General features: G+C 61.2%; 19 protein-coding genes and 2 tRNA genes. 15 read left to right on the top strand and 6 right to left on the bottom strand.

Features of this window, described 5'->3' with window-relative positions; translation table 11 throughout:
* The first annotated feature begins 136 nt into the window (after positions 1-136).
* The gene (locus WNY80_RS15645; RefSeq protein WP_342888333.1) at positions 137-1,303 is read left to right on the top strand and encodes a pyridoxal phosphate-dependent aminotransferase; all 1,167 of its coding nucleotides are present in this window, start codon (positions 137-139) and stop codon (positions 1,301-1,303) included.
* Positions 1,304-1,403: 100 nt separating this feature from the next.
* A complete protein-coding gene (gene galE, locus WNY80_RS15640) occupies positions 1,404-2,528 on the top strand; it encodes a UDP-glucose 4-epimerase GalE (RefSeq protein ID WP_342888332.1) in 1,125 nt (374 codons plus the stop codon).
* Between the two features lie 12 nt (positions 2,529-2,540).
* Here galE and WNY80_RS15635 read toward each other — a convergent pair whose 3' ends face one another.
* Complete coding sequence (locus tag WNY80_RS15635; protein WP_342888331.1) at positions 2,541-3,371, bottom strand: crotonase/enoyl-CoA hydratase family protein; 831 nt, start codon at positions 3,369-3,371, stop codon at positions 2,541-2,543.
* A gap of 213 nt (positions 3,372-3,584) precedes the next feature.
* Between WNY80_RS15635 and WNY80_RS15630 the strand changes: the two genes are divergently transcribed.
* A complete protein-coding gene (locus WNY80_RS15630; RefSeq protein ID WP_342888330.1) occupies positions 3,585-4,718 on the top strand; it encodes an aminotransferase class V-fold PLP-dependent enzyme in 1,134 nt (377 codons plus the stop codon).
* Positions 4,719-4,856: 138 nt separating this feature from the next.
* Here WNY80_RS15630 and WNY80_RS15625 read toward each other — a convergent pair whose 3' ends face one another.
* The 3 genes from WNY80_RS15625 to WNY80_RS15615 all read right to left on the bottom strand — a co-directional run bounded on the left by WNY80_RS15625 (position 4,857) and on the right by WNY80_RS15615 (position 7,719).
* Positions 4,857-5,726: an endonuclease/exonuclease/phosphatase family protein gene (locus WNY80_RS15625; RefSeq protein ID WP_342888329.1), complete on the bottom strand. Its 870-nt coding sequence runs from the start codon at positions 5,724-5,726 to the stop codon at positions 4,857-4,859.
* Between the two features lie 135 nt (positions 5,727-5,861).
* Complete coding sequence (locus WNY80_RS15620) at positions 5,862-7,403, bottom strand: phospholipase D family protein (RefSeq protein WP_342888328.1); 1,542 nt, start codon at positions 7,401-7,403, stop codon at positions 5,862-5,864.
* Positions 7,404-7,644: 241 nt separating this feature from the next.
* Positions 7,645-7,719, bottom strand: a tRNA-Thr gene (locus tag WNY80_RS15615).
* Positions 7,720-8,107: 388 nt separating this feature from the next.
* On the opposite strand from WNY80_RS15615, the gene WNY80_RS15610 reads away from it, so the two are divergent.
* The 11 genes from WNY80_RS15610 to WNY80_RS15560 all read left to right on the top strand — a co-directional run bounded on the left by WNY80_RS15610 (position 8,108) and on the right by WNY80_RS15560 (position 14,545).
* Positions 8,108-8,332, top strand: a complete 225-nt coding sequence (locus WNY80_RS15610) for a hypothetical protein (RefSeq protein ID WP_342888327.1) — start codon at positions 8,108-8,110, stop codon at positions 8,330-8,332.
* A 117-nt stretch (positions 8,333-8,449) separates the two neighbouring features.
* Positions 8,450-9,739: a UDP-N-acetylglucosamine 1-carboxyvinyltransferase gene (gene murA, locus WNY80_RS15605; protein WP_342888326.1), complete on the top strand. Its 1,290-nt coding sequence runs from the start codon at positions 8,450-8,452 to the stop codon at positions 9,737-9,739.
* A 148-nt stretch (positions 9,740-9,887) separates the two neighbouring features.
* On the top strand, positions 9,888-10,325 hold the full coding sequence (locus tag WNY80_RS15600) for a DUF2948 family protein (protein ID WP_342888325.1): 438 nt from the start codon (positions 9,888-9,890) through the stop codon (positions 10,323-10,325).
* 55 nt (positions 10,326-10,380) lie between these two features.
* Complete coding sequence (gene hisD, locus WNY80_RS15595; protein WP_342888324.1) at positions 10,381-11,700, top strand: histidinol dehydrogenase; 1,320 nt, start codon at positions 10,381-10,383, stop codon at positions 11,698-11,700.
* 5 nt (positions 11,701-11,705) lie between these two features.
* Entirely contained in the window at positions 11,706-12,182 is a 477-nt protein-coding gene (locus WNY80_RS15590; RefSeq protein ID WP_342888323.1) for a UPF0262 family protein, read from the top strand.
* 8 nt (positions 12,183-12,190) lie between these two features.
* The gene (locus WNY80_RS15585; protein WP_342888322.1) at positions 12,191-12,664 is read left to right on the top strand and encodes a low molecular weight phosphatase family protein; all 474 of its coding nucleotides are present in this window, start codon (positions 12,191-12,193) and stop codon (positions 12,662-12,664) included.
* Positions 12,665-12,765: 101 nt separating this feature from the next.
* Positions 12,766-12,984 carry a translation initiation factor IF-1 gene (gene infA, locus WNY80_RS15580; RefSeq protein WP_004435948.1) on the top strand — a complete coding sequence of 73 codons (219 nt, stop codon included), beginning with the start codon at positions 12,766-12,768 and terminating at the stop codon, positions 12,982-12,984.
* 22 nt (positions 12,985-13,006) lie between these two features.
* On the top strand, positions 13,007-13,627 hold the full coding sequence (locus tag WNY80_RS15575) for a Maf-like protein (RefSeq protein ID WP_342888321.1): 621 nt from the start codon (positions 13,007-13,009) through the stop codon (positions 13,625-13,627).
* Between the two features lie 4 nt (positions 13,628-13,631).
* Complete coding sequence (yacG, locus tag WNY80_RS15570; RefSeq protein WP_342888320.1) at positions 13,632-13,832, top strand: DNA gyrase inhibitor YacG; 201 nt, start codon at positions 13,632-13,634, stop codon at positions 13,830-13,832.
* A gap of 153 nt (positions 13,833-13,985) precedes the next feature.
* Positions 13,986-14,061, top strand: a tRNA-Phe gene (locus tag WNY80_RS15565).
* A 265-nt stretch (positions 14,062-14,326) separates the two neighbouring features.
* On the top strand, positions 14,327-14,545 hold the full coding sequence (locus tag WNY80_RS15560; RefSeq protein ID WP_342888319.1) for a DUF1858 domain-containing protein: 219 nt from the start codon (positions 14,327-14,329) through the stop codon (positions 14,543-14,545).
* Positions 14,546-14,551: 6 nt separating this feature from the next.
* Here WNY80_RS15560 and WNY80_RS15555 read toward each other — a convergent pair whose 3' ends face one another.
* The gene (locus WNY80_RS15555) at positions 14,552-15,247 is read right to left on the bottom strand and encodes a Crp/Fnr family transcriptional regulator (RefSeq protein WP_342888318.1); all 696 of its coding nucleotides are present in this window, start codon (positions 15,245-15,247) and stop codon (positions 14,552-14,554) included.
* A 119-nt stretch (positions 15,248-15,366) separates the two neighbouring features.
* Between WNY80_RS15555 and WNY80_RS15550 the strand changes: the two genes are divergently transcribed.
* Positions 15,367-16,551 carry an NnrS family protein gene (locus WNY80_RS15550; protein WP_342888317.1) on the top strand — a complete coding sequence of 395 codons (1,185 nt, stop codon included), beginning with the start codon at positions 15,367-15,369 and terminating at the stop codon, positions 16,549-16,551.
* Position 16,552: 1 nt separating this feature from the next.
* Here WNY80_RS15550 and WNY80_RS15545 read toward each other — a convergent pair whose 3' ends face one another.
* Positions 16,553-17,233: an NnrU family protein gene (locus WNY80_RS15545; RefSeq protein WP_342888316.1), complete on the bottom strand. Its 681-nt coding sequence runs from the start codon at positions 17,231-17,233 to the stop codon at positions 16,553-16,555.
* Between the last annotated feature and the right edge of the window lie 194 nt (positions 17,234-17,427).

Below are 17,427 nucleotides of genomic sequence, written 5' to 3'. Positions count from 1 at the left end.
ATCCGGGCCCTGGCACTCGTGCCGGGGCTTTTTGTTTTCCCGTTCCGGTTCGCATCACAAAAATCGATGGATCAATCATGCCTTGATGGATGCGATCAGTCGCCGGAACGGTTATGAGAGGCAAACGGAGTTTGCCATGAACCAGTTCGAAAGTCTCAGCCGCCGCGCCACCGAGGCGCCCGAAAGCGGTATCGTCGCCGTCGTCAATCACGGACGTCTCAAGCCCGGCCTGATCCCGCTGTGGGCAGGCGAGGGTGATGAAAAGACCCCCGAATTCATCGCCCGGCCCGCCGCAGAGGCATTGCTCGCAGGCGAAACATTCTACACCTGGCAGCGCGGCATCCCCGAACTCAGGCAGGCGCTGGCCGATTACCATGCCCGCCTGTTCGGCCGGCAACTGCCGCTCGATGCCTTCTGCGTTACCGGCTCCGGCATGCAGGCGATCAAGATTGCCATCGAGGCGGTTGTTGATCCCGGTGATGAAGTCATCCAGATCACCCCGGCCTGGCCGAATTTTGCTGCCGCGCTGGGAATGTCGGGCGGCATATCCGTGGCGGCGCAACTGGATTACGCAAACGGCCGCTGGAGCATCGATCCCGACCGGATCGCCAGCGCGATCACGCCCAGAACCCGGGCGCTCTTCATCAATACGCCGTCAAACCCGACCGGATGGACCGCAACGCGCGACGATCTGTTGGCGATCCTCGATCTGGCGCGCAAGCATGGTCTGTGGATCATCGCCGACGAGATCTACACCCGCTTCTTCTATGCCGGTGGCCGGGCGCCCTCGTTCATGGACATCATGGAAGACGATGACCGCATCATCTTCGTCAACACGTTTTCCAAGAACTGGTCGATGACCGGCTGGCGGGTCGGCTGGGTCGTGGCCCCGCCGTCGATCATTCAGGTGCTGGAAAACAGTGTCCAGTACCAGACCTCGGGTGTCGCCCAGTTCATGCAGAAAGGCGCGCTCGCAGCCGTTGAGCAAGGGGAAGACTATGTCGAGGCCCAGATCGCCAAGGCGACCGCCGCGCGCGATCTGTTCTGTGATGCGCTGACGGGGACCAACCGCGTCGTCACCCAGAAGCCAGACGGTGCGTTTTATGCATTTTTCCGCATCGACGGCATCTCCGACACCAGGGCCGCCGCCATCGATATCGTCGACCGCGCAGGCGTTGGCCTGGCCCCGGGCACTGCCTTTGGGGATGGCGGTGCCACCTTCTTCCGCGCCTGTTTCCTGCGCCGTCTCGATCATGTCGAGGAAGCTGCCGGCAGACTGGCCGATTATATCTCGTCGCTCTGACAGGTTCGCGGCCTGCCCCGGAGAGGCACAGCTGCGATTCATGGTTTCTTGAAACTTGAGGTTCATCCTGCGGTGGTGGAAACACCATCGAGGGATTTGCATGACGGTACTGGTGACCGGCGGAGCAGGCTATATCGGAAGCCACATGGTCTGGGCGCTGCTCGATGCAGGCGAACAGGTCGTCGTCGTTGACCGCCTGTCCACCGGCTTCGATTGGGCGGTGGCACCTGAGGCAAAGCTCATTCGCGCTGATATATCCGACACCGCCGCCATCGCTGACATCATCCGCTCGCACGCTATCGAGGCGATCGTTCACTTCGCCGGTTCAATCTCGGTGCCGGAATCGATGGCCGACCCGCTGAGCTATTACCAGAACAACACCGCCAATTCCCTGGCCCTGATCCGCACCGCGATTGCCACCGGGGTGAGGAAATTTGTGTTCTCGTCAACCGCTGCGGTCTATGGCAGCCCGGAAGGCGATCATCCGATTGCCGAAGCCACGCCAACCGTGCCGCAGTCACCCTATGGCGCATCCAAGCTGATGACCGAGACGATGCTGGCCGATGCCGCCGCCGCGCATGATTTCCGTTACGCCGCGCTGCGCTATTTCAACGTTTCGGGCGCCGATCCGCAGGGCCGCACCGGCCAATCGACGCGCGGTGCCGCCAACCTGATCAAGGTTGCGACCGAAGCGGCCATGGGCAAGCGCGCCGGCATCGAGGTCTTCGGCACCGACTATCCGACTCGCGACGGCACCTGCGTGCGTGATTTCATCCATGTGAGCGACCTCGTTGCCGCCCATCTCGATGCGCTGACATACCTGCGTGCCGGCGGTGACAGCCTTGTCGCCAATTGTGGCTACGGGCAGGGCTACACGGTCCGTGAAGTGCTCGATGCGGTCCGGCGCCTCAGCGGCCGCGACTTTGAAATCCGTCTTGGCGAGCGGCGCGAGGGCGATATTGTCACCTCGGTGGCTGATTCAACCCGAGCCCGGACGCAGCTCGGCTGGACGCCGCGTCACGACAATCTCGACGAGATCGTCGGCAGCGCGCTGGCCTGGGAAGCGGCGCTGGCACGCAGCAACCACATCATCGCCGACCCCGAAGTGCAATCGGCCAACCGCATGGTTCTCGACTGGACACCACCCCATGACGACATGGAGGAAGTGGTGGGAAACGCGCTGGCTTTCGCGCCCGTGCTGGCGCAACGCAAGCATGGGCAATGACACCGTCCCGGGCTACTTCGAAACCGGCTTGAGACTGTCAAACACCGGCGGCCGCTTTTCACCCTTGGCGATATAGGCTTCCTTGATGTCATCGGGGCGCAGCATTGCCGCGTTCCACACCGAGATATAGTCGAGCGCGTCGGCGGTCGAGTGATCGCGGGAATAGTTCGCCATTGCCTTGCAGCCGGTAACCGCCAGCGGCGAATGCGCGGCAATCTTGCGCGCGATCGCCATGACGCCTTCGAGCAGGTCTTCATGGCTGTCAAACACCTCGTTGACGAGGCCGATCTGCAACGCCTTTGCCGCCGGAAGCCGCTCGGCGGTGTAAGCCATCTGCCGCGCCCAGCCTTCCGGAATGAGCTTGACCAGCCGCGGGAATGTGCCGACATCGGCGGTCATGCCGATGGCGGTTTCCTGCACGGCGAAAAACGCGTCCGACGAGGCGTAGCGGCAGTCGCAGGCGGTTGCCAGGTCGACGCCGGCGCCGATCGCCCCGCCCTGGATTGCGGCAAGCACCGGCTGGCGGGCGCGCTCGAGTGCGGAGAACGTCTCCTGCAGCGCCTTGATCTTGTAGCGGAAGGCTTCCGCGGAGACATGCGCATTGGCGGTATCTGCGTCGAGGCTGCCGCTCATGAACACCGAGATGTCCATGCCGGCGGTAAAATGCTTGCCCTCCGATGAAATCACGATCACCCGTGCTTCCGCATCATTGGAAATCTTGTCGACCGCTTCGGGCAGTTCCTTCCAGAATTCCGGCGTCATCGAATTTGCCTTGTCCGGCCGGTTGAACCGGATATGGGCGATATGGTCGGCAATCTCGACGGTGAAACAGGCGTAGGTCATGGCGGTCTCTCCCTTTCCCTCCTTGTAGCTTCCGATTGCGGATTGAGAAACCGGTTGCGCGCGCAATCTCCTCAACATTGTGCCTTCGAGGATGCGTCAATTTGGCTTCGGCCGACATATTGGCCCGGCGCGCCTTCAATGTTTTGCCAATCCGGCCTATAGCGGAATTGAGAGCCGTCCACGGACAGGTAGTGCGAAAGAGGAATCAAGGACATGAACATGACAACATCACCGGTCGATCCCGATGGTCTGATGGAATTTTCGGTGGTCTTTACCGATCGCTCGCTCAATCACATGTCCAAGACGTTTCAGGGCGTTATGAACGATCTTTACGCCGTGCTGCGCGAGGTCTACCAGGCCGACGCCGCCGTGATCGTGCCCGGTGGCGGAACCTTCGGCATGGAGGCGGTCGCCCGCCAGTTTGCCACCGACCAGAAGGTAATGGTCATTCGCAACGGCTGGTTCTCCTACCGCTGGACCCAGATTTTCGAGATGGGTGACATTCCATCGGAAACGACAGTGATCAAGGCCTCGCAGGTCGGCAACGAAAGCACCTCGGCCTTCGCACCGCAGCCGGTCGAGACGGTTACCGCCAGGATCCGTGAAGAGCGCCCGGGTGTTGTCTTCGCACCCCATGTGGAAACCTCTTCGGGCGTCATTCTTCCCGACGACTATATCAAGGCGCTTGCCGAAGCGGCCCATGATGTCGGCGCCCTGTTCGTACTTGATTGCATTGCCTCCGGCAGCATCTGGGTCGACATGAAGGCAACCGGTGTGGACGTGCTGATCTCGGCGCCGCAGAAGGGCTGGAGCGCCTCGCCCTCGGCCGGGCTTGTCATGCTTGGCGCCCGCGCGGTTGAACGGCTTGGCGAAACCACGAGCACGAGCTTCGCGGTGGATCTGCGCAAATGGCACGATATCATGCAGGCCTATGTCAGCGGCGGCCATGCCTATCATTCAACCATGCCGACCGATGCCCTGCTGGTTCTCCGCGACCGGATGATCGAAACCCGCGATTTCGGCTTCAAGCTCGCCTGCGAGCGGCAGTGGGAGCTTGGCCGCAAGGTTCGCGCCCTGCTTGTCGGGAATGGTTTCAAGTCGGTAGCCGTCCCGGGTTTCGAGGCGCCGGGCGTTGTCGTCAGCTATACCAGGGATCCCGAGTTCCAGAACGGCAAGAAGTTCGTGGCCGAGGGCATGCAGATTGCAGCCGGGGTGCCGCTGATGTGCGACGAACCGGCTGATTTCCGCACCTTCCGCATCGGCCTGTTCGGTCTCGACAAGCTTGGTGATGTCGACGGCACCGTGGCCAAGCTCGAATCCGTCCTCGACAAGATCGCCGAGGGCTGAATCCAAATGGCGATGAACTGAAGCCGTCTGAACCATGGCGGCGCGCATCGCAGGGACGGTTTGTGGGTGCGTGTGGAGGCGCACTCATCTCGCCAGGTTATCGGGGATCACCCGCAAGACAGTAGCTGGATCGGAAAATCAGAGGCCGATGCCGGATGCGAAAGCTGCCTGATTTTCGGCGTCTTTCTGTTCGGTCTCGATGACAAACTGCGCCCGCACCGGCAAGTGGTCCGACGCTATGCGGGTAAGCCCGTTCATCACCGGGCCGCAGGACGTCAGTTGCGCATGGTCGGTGTAGAAAATGCGGTCGAGTGAAGCGACGGGGTAGCCGGCGGGAAATGTTTTTCCGCAGGCGGCCTCATGCAGGAAATCGCGAAAAGGCTTCAGGCTCCAGCGCGCCTTTCCCCAGCAATTGAAATCTCCCAGCACGAATGTCGTTCGCCCGGATTCGAGATCCGCGGCCTCCATCAGAACCTCGACCTGGCGGCGTCGATAGGCTGCCAGTATCCCGAGATGGGCCGAGATGATCCGGATTTCGGCGCCGCCATGCACAAGATCGACAAGCAGCCCCCCGCGCGGCTCCAGGCCGGGAAGTTCGATGATCCGGGAGTCAGCGATATGCATTGCCGGATTGATCAGAAGAATGTTGCCATGCCATCCAAGACCATTCTGGTCATGCTTCAAAGCCACGGCCCGCATCGACGTCACATGCCGAACCTGTTCCGGCTCGAAAATGGCCTGGCGTTGCTTGAAGCGGTAATCGGCTTCCTGCAGGGCGACAATGTCAACGTCCAGATCCGCGACGGATTCAAGAATGCGTTTCGGGTCGCGCCGGTAGTCCCGGCCAATAGCCTTGCGCACGTTGTAAGTGGCAACACTTAGAGACGTCGCTGTCTTGGTAACCGGTCTTGTATCCTGGATCATGGCAGAAATGGCGGTATGTTCCCTTGCTTGATGCATCATCGATGACAGCTGAAAATAGTGCAAGCCGGATCGGATCGCGGCCATTTTACCAGTCATCCTCCGCCGAAGACGCAGCTTGAGACGAACTGGTACGCTGCATCCACTACAAATATGGGAACTATCCGGAAAATTGCCAGTGTGCCGGGTGCGCAGCCGTGCGCTTGATCGGCCTGTTCCGCTTCACAGAAGCCATTCGACCGGCAGCCAGCCGATGACCGCAAGGGCAATCCGTTTCGGCATGTCCGAACCGGGTTCCTTGTTCGATTTTTCACCGGTCATGAGGTCAACCCATGTGGGATGCCCGTTGTTCATTTCGACACGCCAGGCCAGGCCACCCAGTTCATGATCGAAGGCGTCATGCACTGCTTGGGCCATTCGTTCACTGTTGATCAACAGGCCCATTTCCGTGTTGAGCGTTGTTGACCGGGGATCGAAATTGAATGATCCAACGAAGATGCGCTTGCCATCCACGGCGAAGATCTTGGCGTGCAGGCTGGAGCCGGAGGGGCCGAAGGGCCCGAACACCTTGCTCGGCCGGTCCTGTGCGGCCTGCTTGCGCAATTCGAAAAGCCTGACCCCGCAGCGAAGCATTCTCCTTCGGTACTTGGTATAGCCCGCATGAACCGGAAGCACGTCAGTCGCTTCCAGCGAGTTCGTCAGCATGCGCAATGCAACGCCCCGCCTGTTCAGTGTCCTGAAAGCCCGGACCCCGGCTCTGCCCGGTACCAGGTAGGGTGATATGCCGTCGAACCGGGAATGGATCTCCCCGACGGCCTGCATCAGGCGCACGGCAAGCAAGTCCTGGCGCCGCACCGCACCTTCGCCCTTGACCGGGTCGTCGCTGACCAGAATGGCGGTTGTCCACTCCAGTTGCAGCTCGCCCCGGGCAAGCGCTTCGACGATGTCGCGCGTTTCCCGCAACTCGCGATGTTCCTTCTGGCGGGGGCTGTTTCGAAGCCTGGCCAGTCCCTCGCCAATCGGATCCGTTGCATTGGGTTTGCCAAGGATAGGGCCTGCCGGATGCACCGATGGCGCGGCCCAGTAGCGGTCAAAATCAGCCGAAACATCGGCCACGGCCTTGCCCGCCGCGAGAACGTCCAGGTCGATAAAGAGCGCCGATGAGCCGGTCCCGAAATATTCGTCACCGACGTTGCGCCCGCCCAGGATAGTTACAAGCCCATCGACCGTGAACGACTTGTTGTGCATCCGTCGGTTGAGCCGGAAGAAGTCGAAACAATAGGACGCCAGCTTCAGCCGCCGCAGGTTGAACGGATTGTAGAGCCGGACCTCGATGTTGGGATGGGCTTCCAGATGTGCCAGCTCGCAATCAAGGCCGGAGACACCGTTGTCGTCCAGCAGCAGCCTGACCCGCACCCCGCGATCCGCGGCCCGTTGCAAGGCGTCCAGCAACAGGTATCCGGTCAGGTCATCGTGCCAGATGTAATATTGCGCATCGATGGACGATACTGCGGCATCGGCGAGACTGATCCGCGCGGCAAAAGCCATTGCGCTTTGCTGAAGCGGAGCAACGCCGGTCAGCCCTGCATGGTCGGATGCAAGCCTGGACAGGGCGTCAGTCAGCGGCCCGGAGCCTGGCGGCGGCTTGGCGGTTGCATCATGGCGTCCCGTGGAAACCGGCAGCGCAAAGAGACGGCGGCATGCCATCACCGCCACAGCCGCCAGAAGCCCAAGGCCAAAAACACAATATAGGACGAAAAGCATCGCATCCTTTCGGGGCGCTTGGGTCTGCCGGGAATGCCATGAACACCATGTATGAGGCCGGGTCCATGGTGATTTCAGATTCTCTCACGCACAAAAGCACTCGCGGGGCATGATAGCGGTGCGGTTTCCGGCTGCATACCATTGCCGGAGATTGCGTTCATGTTTCTCAAACCCGCGAATCGCAGGCGAAGTGCGGGATCGCATTGAAAACCGGTGTTCCAGCATTTTCGGGGAAATAAAATGGTGCTGCCGGAGAGATTCGAACTCTCGACCTCTCCCTTACCAAGGGAGTGCTCTACCCCTGAGCTACGGCAGCCCTTTGCTTCAGTTTCGGATCAGCGACCGGACCGGAGAGTATCTCCGTCAGCCACTGTCTGTGTCACGCTCCCGATTTGAACGAAAGGCCGTAAACGACTGAAGCGGCCCGCTATTGCCACAGCTTGGACAGGAGTGCAAGCGCAAACGGGCGATTGGCGCGACAAGTTTCAAAAACCCCGGAAATGGCCGGTCCGGCTTCTCGAAATCGGGGCCCGGTTTCTCCGCTTGCTGCCCGAACCCATTGCCTTGCATCGATATTCCGCGCGAATCCTTGCCGCAAGTTCCTGCTTGCCCCATCGGCAACCACCTTTCTTGCCTGGCGGGTGATCCGGGATTGGCGCGGGTGTCTTCACCTCGCTGTTGTTTTGCGCTATCGCTCCGGTGTCATGAGCGAGAAAACACCATCAGACATGGAAGCGAGCCAGCGCAAGGCGGAAGTCGAGCGCCAGGCGGCAAAACGGGCCCAGCGCAGTGCCGAACAGCTGCGCGCCAATCTGCAGCGCCGCAAGGCGCAGGTGCGCGCCCGCCGCGAGGGCCGTGCCGACGAGACCGACGGCCTGCCGGCTTCGGGCAGCCGAACCGCCCCCGGTGAGACTCCCGATACAGATTAACCGCGAAGCTGTCCTCGTGTTGCCGCATTCCCGTTGATGGTCTAAACAGCCCACCAGATATTTTTCAGGGCTTTGCCGCCGGGGGACCGGCGCAGTCCGAAACTCCAAGAGGACAGCATGGATCGCATCAGGATCGTTGGCGGAAATCCGCTCAATGGCGTTATTCCGATTTCCGGCGCGAAGAATGCGGCCCTGCCGCTGATGATCGCATCGCTTCTGACCGACGACACGCTGACGCTGGAAAACCTCCCGCATCTCGCCGATGTCGAGCAATTGCAGCGCATTCTCGGCAATCACGGCGTCGATATTGCCGTGGTTGGCCGCCGCGAGCGCCAGGACACTGCCTACGCCCGCACAGTGCATTTCACCGCCCGCACCATTGTCGATACCACCGCGCCCTATGAGCTTGTCTCCAAGATGCGCGCCAGCTTCTGGGTCATCGGCCCGCTTCTGGCCCGCATGGGCGAGGCCAAGGTCTCCTTGCCCGGCGGCTGCGCCATCGGCACGAGGCCGGTCGACCTGTTCATAGACGGATTGCAGCACCTCGGCGCCGAGATCAACATCGAGAACGGCTATGTCGATGCGCGTGCGCCAAAGGGCCTGATTGGCGGCCGCTACGTGTTCCCGAAGGTCTCCGTCGGCGCCACCCACGTGATGCTGATGGCGGCGACGCTGGCCAAGGGCCAGACGGTGATCGAAAACGCCGCGCGCGAGCCGGAAGTCGTCGATCTTGCCAATTGCCTCATTGCCATGGGTGCAAAAATCTCCGGCGCCGGCACCTCGACCATCACCATCGACGGTGTTGCCTCGCTGTCGGGTGCGCGCCACCGGGTTCTGCCCGACCGCATTGAGACCGGCACCTATGCCATGGCCGTGGCCATGACCGGCGGTGACGTGCTGCTTGAAAACACCTCCGAAACCCTGCTCGAAAGCGCGCTGCTGGCGCTGCGCCGCTCCGGCACGGAGGTAACGCCCGAAGCCGGCGGCATCCGTGTCCGCCGCAATGGCGGCGACATCCTGCCGGTCGACGTGACCACCGACCCGTTTCCGGGCTTTCCCACCGATCTGCAGGCGCAGTTCATGGGCCTGATGACCCGAGCCAACGGCATTTCGCATATCACCGAGACCATCTTCGAAAACCGCTTCATGCATGTCCAGGAACTGGCCCGCCTTGGCGCCAGAATCTCCCTTTCGGGGCAGACGGCAACCGTGACCGGTGTGCCGGTGCTGCGCGGCGCCCCGGTGATGGCGACCGATCTGCGCGCTTCCGTCTCGCTGGTCATTGCCGGCCTTGCCGCCGAGGGCGAGACTGTGGTCAACCGGGTCTACCATCTCGATCGCGGTTTCGAACGGCTGGAAGAGAAGCTGACCAATTGCGGCGCAGTGGTTGAACGCATCAGCGGATAGTCCTCGCACTGTCCGCCGAGTGGTTCTGGGTACAAACCGCAACCTCCACCTTCTGCTCATTGCGCTTTGCCTCCCGCGCACCTACTTTGCACTGCAGCACTCGCCTTGCGGCGGGCAAAGCCCTGAATGAAGAAAACCCGAGGAACTTATGGACAGTCTGAAACTCATCGCGCTCGACGAAGCAGACCTGGCCGTGATCTCCGCCTGCCTGCAGGACGCCGTCTTCAAGACCGGCGACACGCAATTTCTCGGTAAGGACAGCGTTTTCACGCTTGAGGCAAACCGGTTTGTCTGGGAAGAGGGCAGGGACAAGAAGACCTTCGAGCGCCGCCGCGCGCTGCTGGTGATCAAGCAGGTTCGCTCGGTCAAGTCGCTCGGCATCAAGCCAAAGGATTCCGATACGGTTCATTCGCTGCTGGCCTTGCGGTTTTTATCCGGTACGGAAGCGCCTGCAGGCGTGATCGAACTGGTCTTGTCCGGCGGTGCGGTGATCCATCTCGATGTCACATGCATAGAAGTACAGCTGGCCGATATCGGCGGTGGCTGGGAAACGAAATTCAAGCCGCGCCATCCGCTGGGCGGCTAGTCGGTTCGCAATCAGGCGTGCCGGGGGATGATGAAGATAGCGTAGGGGCAGCAAATTGGTACTGAGGCTCAATTACCGGCAGCCGGATTTCGAAACCCGGTTTGCCGCTTTCCTGACCACCAAGCGTGAAGTGTCGGTGGATGTCGAGACCGATGTCCGCGCGATCATTGCTCAGATCCGCGAGCGCGGCGATGAGGCACTGCATGATTTCAGCCAGCACTTTGACCGGATAGACACCCGTGCGCTTGGTCTCGCTGTCACCGAAGCCGAGATCGAGGCGGCTTTCAAGGCCACCGACCCGAAAATCATTGCGGCCCTTCAACTCGCCCATGACCGCATCGAAAGCCACCACAAGCGGCAGATGCCCCAGGACGATCAGTACACCGATGCACTCGGCGTTGAGCTCGGCTCGCGCTGGACGGCAATCGAGGCCGTCGGGCTTTACGTTCCGGGCGGTACCGCAAGCTACCCCAGCTCGGTGCTGATGAACGCGGTGCCCGCCAAGGTGGCCGGCGTCGAGCGCATCGTCATGGTGGTGCCGGCGCGTGACGGCGCACTCAACCCGGTGGTTCTTGCCGCCGCCCGCATTGCCGGTGTCAGCGAGATCTACCGCATCGGCGGCGCACAGGCGATTGCCGCACTTGCCTATGGCACAGAGACCATCCAGCCCGTCGCCAAGATCGTCGGCCCCGGCAATGCCTGGGTGGCCGCCGCCAAGCGCCAGGTCTTCGGCACGGTCGGCATCGACATGATCGCCGGGCCGTCGGAAGTGCTGGTGATGGCTGACCCCGACAACAATCCCGACTGGATCGCAGCCGACCTTCTGGCCCAGGCCGAGCATGACGCCGGCGCGCAATCGATCCTGATGACCCGCGACGAAGCTTTCGGCGAGGCGGTGGTCGAGGCGGTGGAGCGCCAGATCGCAACGCTCGGACGCGCCGAGACGGCGCGTAGCAGCTGGGCCGATTTCGGCGCCGTGATTGTTGTTCCGGACTGGGAGACAGCACTGCCGCTCGTCAACCGCATCGCTGCCGAACACCTTGAAATTGCCACCGATGACGCCGAGGCGCTGGCCGTCCGGGTCCGCAATGCCGGCGCCATATTCATCGGCCGGCACACGCCCGAAGTGATCGGCGATTATGTCGGCGGCTCCAACCACGTGCTCCCGACAGCACGCTCCGCGCGGTTTTCTTCAGGGCTGTCCGTGCTCGATTATGTCAAGCGCACCTCGATTCTCAAGCTCGGCGCTGAGCAGTTGCAGACACTCGGCCCTGCTGCCATAACATTGGCGCAGGCCGAAGGGCTTGATGCCCATGCGCGCTCGGTCTCGATCAGGATGAACCAGCGTGGCGAAGGGCCGGATGGGGGCCTGTAACAGGGATGACAACGGCGGACACTCAACGGCTCTCGGATGTTGTGCTCGATGAAACCATCGGCCGCGCGACCCCTGATGTGGAGCATGAGCGCGCCGTAGCCATTTTCGACCTGATCGAGGAAAACAGCTTCGAGCCGGTCGGTCATGACGACGGCCCTTACAAGCTCAAGCTGTCGCTGATTGATTCCAAGCTGGTGTTTTCGATCACCACGCAGGCCGATGTCCCTGTCGCCACCCACATCCTGTCGCTGACGCCGTTCCGGCGCATCGTCAAGGATTACTTCATGATCTGCGAAAGCTATTACGAGGCTATCCGATCATCGACGCCAAGCCAGATCGAGGCGATCGACATGGGCCGCCGCGGCATTCACAATGAAGGCTCGCAAACCCTCATGGACAGGCTGGACGGCAAGATCCGTATGGATTTCGATACCGCCCGGCGGCTGTTCACGCTGGTCTGCGTGCTGCACTGGCGCGGATAGAGACCGCCATGGCGGACGACATCGCCCCGGATCCGGCCAAGACCACACCCGGCGCGGTGTTGTTTGTGTGCGGCATGAACGCCATCCGTTCGCCGATGGCCGAGGCGATTGCCCGGTCGATCCTGCCGGCGGGCACCTATGTTGCCTCCGCCGGCGTGCGTCCGGGGGAACGCGATCCCTTTGTCGATGTCGTTCTGGCCGAGATCGGCCTCGATCTGGGCGACCGGCAGCCGCAAACGCTCGATGAGCTCGAAGACGACTATTTCGATGTCATCGTCACCCTGGCGCCCGAAGGTCACCACCGGGCGATGGAACTGACCCGCGGCAATGCCGTTGAGGTGATCTACTGGCCTACCCCGGACCCGACCGTGGCGACGGGAACCCGTGAGCGCATTCTTGACGCCTATCGCGAGGTGCGCGACATGCTCAAACAGCGTATTGCTTCCGGCAAGGGCTGGTCCCGGGGGCCTGCGGGCATGTGAATCAATTTGGTTCACAAAGCGCTCGTCTTTGTGTAGGTTCCGGCCAAATTTCAGGCCCGCGCGTTTTGCGCCGCCTTTTTAAACAGAAAGACAGACACTGAATGGCGAAAGAAGAAGTCCTAGAATTTCCGGGCGTGGTCACCGAACTGCTGCCGAATGCAACCTTCCGGGTGAAGCTGGAAAACGAGCATGAGATCATCGCGCACACGGCTGGCCGCATGCGCAAGAATCGCATCCGCGTGCTTGCAGGCGACAAGGTTCTGGTCGAAATGACCCCTTACGATCTGACGAAAGGCCGCATCACCTACCGCTTCAAGTAAGCGCTAGCTGTGACGCCACCCCATGGCACGATCGCAAAAACTGATCCTCGCTTCCGGTTCCCCGCGCAGGCTTGAGCTGCTCGACCAGGCAGGCATCGCCCCCGACCGGCTGATGCCGATGGATCTCGACGAGACCCCGCAGCGTTCCGAACACCCCCGCTCGCTTGCCCGGCGTCTGTCGCGCGAGAAGGCGGAAGCAGCACTTGCCCAGACCCGGAGTGATCCGGCCTGGAAGGATGCCCATATCCTGGCTGCCGATACGGTGGTTTCCGTCGGCCGCCGCATCCTGCCCAAGGCCGAGCAGATCGACGAGGCCTCGAACGCGCTTTACCTGCTGTCGGGCCGCAACCATCGCGTCTTCACCGGCATTTGCCTGGTTACGCCGGGCCACACCATCCGCCAGAAGATCGTCGAGACAAGGGTCCGCTTCAAGCGGCTCTCCAGGGTCGAGATCGAAAGTTACCTCGCCTCGGGCCAATGGCGCGGCAAGGCGGGCGGCTACGCCATCCAGGGGCTGGCGGGAAGTTTCGTGGTCAAGCTCGTCGGCTCCTACACCAATGTCGTCGGCCTGCCGCTATACGAGACCGTTGGCCTGCTGACCGGCGAAGGCTATGATGTTCATTACAAGTGGCTTGAGGGCTGAGGCAATGAAGGACGGCAAGGTAACCCCATTGCGCAAGGCGCAGCCGTGTCCCGAGTGCGGGCGCCCGTCGACGCGTGACAGCTATCCCTTCTGTTCCGAGCGCTGCCGCGGTGTCGATCTCAATCGCTGGCTGTCCGGCAGCTATGCCATTCCGGTCACCGAAGTCGAGGACAATCAGGACGAGGATTTCGACGACCGCGGCTAGGTCGGACCAAGGTTTTTTCGCGGATCGCAAAAAACCGCGAAAAGGGTGCTGGACAGTGCCTTTCAAGATGGTATAACGCGCTCGCTTTCGGCGTTGGAAAACTCCTCTGCCGGCAAGCTTCTGGTCCCGCCCTTCAAGGTTCACGGACCGGATGCCCGGATAGCTCAGTTGGTAGAGCAGCGGATTGAAAATCCGCGTGTCGGTGGTTCAAATCCGCCTCCGGGCACCACTTTTTCTTCATGATGAAATCAGTGCTGTCGCCGGATTGCCTTGGATAGTCGGCTGTTTCATGTCGCGTCGTTTTGCCAATTGATTTCGGCGATTTGCAGCTGATGCGGTCATTGATGTGCCTGTGCCGGCTCTCGCCAAGGCTTGGAAGCGCAGCTGTTGAGCGGTTCCACCCAGACAAAATCGAAATCGCAGTTCATTGCGATCGGACAAATTGCATCCTGAAGGCTCTGCTAATCTCCGGTTTTGGGCAACCGGGCACTTCAATGGGTATGCGAGCCATAACACTTGATACGCCGATGGATCTGGTCATGAGCCGCCACCCGGAAGCGGTGCGGGTTTTGCTGGAGTTCAGGATCCACTGCGTCGGGTGCCTGTTGAGTTCGTTTCACAGTGTTGGGGATGCCGCTTTCGAGCACGCCTGCGACGCCGACGAGTTGCTGCAGGCGCTCAATGCCGCAATCGAAAATTCACCGGAATCATGAGACGCTCTAGTCGCGTGCCGATGCCAGCATCATCAGCTTGTGACCTTCAACCAAGGTGATCTTCTGGCGGCCGCTTTTGATCCACCCCTTTGTGTCCCAGCTGCTGAGCAGGCGCGATACCGTGTGCAGCGTCGTTCCTGTCATTTCGGAAATATCCTGCCGGGAGATCGGGAAGTCTATCAGGATGCCGTCCTCGGTCTTTCGCCCGGTCTCCCGGGCAAGGCTGACAATGGCGTTGGCAACCCTCTGCTCGACCCGTTCCGTTGCCAGTTCGACCACCCGGTCCTGGGTGCCGACCAGCCGGTTGCCGACCATCGTGTAGGTGTTGGTGGCAAACCCCGGATGCGCCGCGACGATCGTCTCCCAGGCGCTCGAGGGCCAGGCCAGCACGACACAGTCAGCCGCGGCCACCGCGTTTGCCGGGTAGGTCTCGCGGCCAATCGCCTTGGCGATTCCGAGCAATTCGCCGGTTGCGATGTAGCGGACGATGACCTGTTCGCCGTCAGGCGTCAGTTTGACGACACGCACATAGCCATCAAGCAGCAGGAAAAACGAGTGTGCGTCCTCGTCTTCGCGGAAAATATGCGTACCCTTGGGGTGCCGGAAAGAGACAGCGCGAGCCAGCATGTCGTCGAGTGAGCTTTTGCTCAATCCCGAAAACGGAGGCAGATCCGCAAGAAGGGAGGCATCCAGGCGGCTCAATGATTTTCTCCAGTTTGCGACAATGCAAAGATCTGACTGGCCAAACTGATAGGGATTCGGGCGCGCCAAAGCAACCGAAACAGGGTGGTGCCTTGGCAACAACCGACGTGGATCTGATTATGGCAATTCCTCGAACCCGCAATTATACCGGACCGGCCATCCTGAGTTATGGCTTCCGTCCGTTCTTTCTTCTTGGCGCTTTGTACTCGGGCCTGTCGATCCTGCTCTGGCTGCCGCAGTTTTACGGCGAACTGGAGCTGGCAACGCTGTTCGCACCGACCGACTGGCATGTCCACGAGCTTTATTTCGGATTTCTGCCGGCAGTCATCACGGGCTTTCTGTTCACCGCCGTTCCCAACTGGACAGGCCGCATGCCCTTGCAGGGAAACGGGCTGCTGGTGCTTGTCCTGCTCTGGCTGGCAGGCCGGATTGCGGTGACATTTTCCAGCCACATCGGATGGCAGGCGGCGATGATCGTCGATGCCGTGTTTCTCAGCGCCGTGGCCGCCGTCATCGCCCGCGAGATCATTGCCGGGGCGAACTGGCGCAACCTCAAGGTGCTGCTGCCGTTGCTGGTGCTGATCGCCGCAAACATCACCTTTCATCTCGAAGCGCATTACAATGGCGTGTCCGACATCAGCCGCCGGCTGGCAGCTCTTGCCGCAATCACGCTGATCATGCTGATCGGCGGCCGGGTGATTCCGAGTTTCTCCCGCAACTGGCTGGTGCGCGAAAATCCCGGACGCTTGCCGGCCGCCTTTTCGCGCTATGACATTGTCGCTATCGCCGCCGGAATCGCGGCATTGTGTCTTTGGGCCATCGGCCCGGATGAGAAAATAACCGCCGCGTTGATGGCTGCAGCGGCTCTGCTGCAAGTCATCCGGCTCGGTCGCTGGGCCGGTGATCGCACCCTGCGCGATCCGCTGGTCTGGATCCTGCACGCCGGCTACATGTTCGTGCCTGTCGGGTTTGCGTTGATTGCCGCAGCGATCATCTGGCCCGAACGGGTCTCTCCAGTTGCTGGCATACATGCATTGGGCGTCGGTGCTGTTGGCTGCATGACCCTGGCGGTGATGGTGCGTGCTTCGCTGGGGCACACCGGGCAGGCATTGCGCGCCCGGCCCGTCGTTGTTCTCCTGTTCGTGGCGGTACTGGTTGCGGCGCTGGCGCGGATACTGGCCACCATGACCGACAGCTATTCGGACAGCGCGTTGCATGTTGCAGCTTTCGCCTGGATGGCGGCGTTCTGTGGTTTCGCGATTGTGTTTGCCCCGGCATTGAGCCGGCGTCGCAAGTCCCGTTAGCTCAATAAAGCGCAGCCATGGGCGAAACGCCGATGACCAGGGGATGCAGCACCACGAAACAGACGAACAGGGCGATGCCGGCCGTGGCCCGGATCAGCACATGGTCGCGGGCAAAACTCCCAAGAAGCGGGGCTTGCTGCATGGAAGCACGCAGCGCCTCGAATTCATCAGCGCCGAGTTTGCGCCGTGTGCGCCGGTCAACCAGTTTCATCCCGATCAGGGAAAACCCGGCGAAAAGCCCAAACAGGATCACATGCGCAAGATCGCCGTTGGGCAACAGATGCACGCTGGCCCACAGGAAGAAGGCCAGCAGCAGCGGGTGCCGATGGAGCCGGACAATCCCGGCATGGGCCGGATCGAATTCGGTTCCGGAGCTGCCACCGAAGGAAAACGGATTGGGTCGCGCGAGGGTGAAGGCGACGATCAGGCAGACGCCGAACATGACGATCAGTGCGGCCATATGCTGCCAGGCTGCGGGGGGCCAGATTTCGACATAGGGCGCACGGTAAGCCGCTACAATCAGCCAGCCGAGCGCGAGAATGGATACGCAGGAATACAGCAACGTGAACAGCTTCGCACCGGTCAGGCTGACGATTCGGGCCTTCACAGCCGGGCGCACCGGCAGGCTGTGCAGCAGGAAAAAGGCCACCAGGGCCAGGGTGAATTCGCTCCAGTCGTTCATGTCGGCCTCAATTCGAAAGCTGTGCAATGGCTTTGCGAATTCATCGCGGCTTTCGCCTGCGAAATCAACGTAATCGTGATCAACACAGAAATTCCCGGTCACAGGCACGATCAATGCAGGTTGCGCTGATATCGGTCGCTTTGTCGATCGCGAATCATAGTGTATCTGCTATGTATAATGTTGAAATTACAGGC

Source organism: Hoeflea sp. AS16 (genome assembly GCF_038900095.1).
Taxonomy (GTDB): domain Bacteria; phylum Pseudomonadota; class Alphaproteobacteria; order Rhizobiales; family Rhizobiaceae; genus Hoeflea.
The sequence above is the reverse complement of the archived record's forward strand: the minus strand, read 5'-3'. Positions and strand labels throughout refer to the sequence as shown.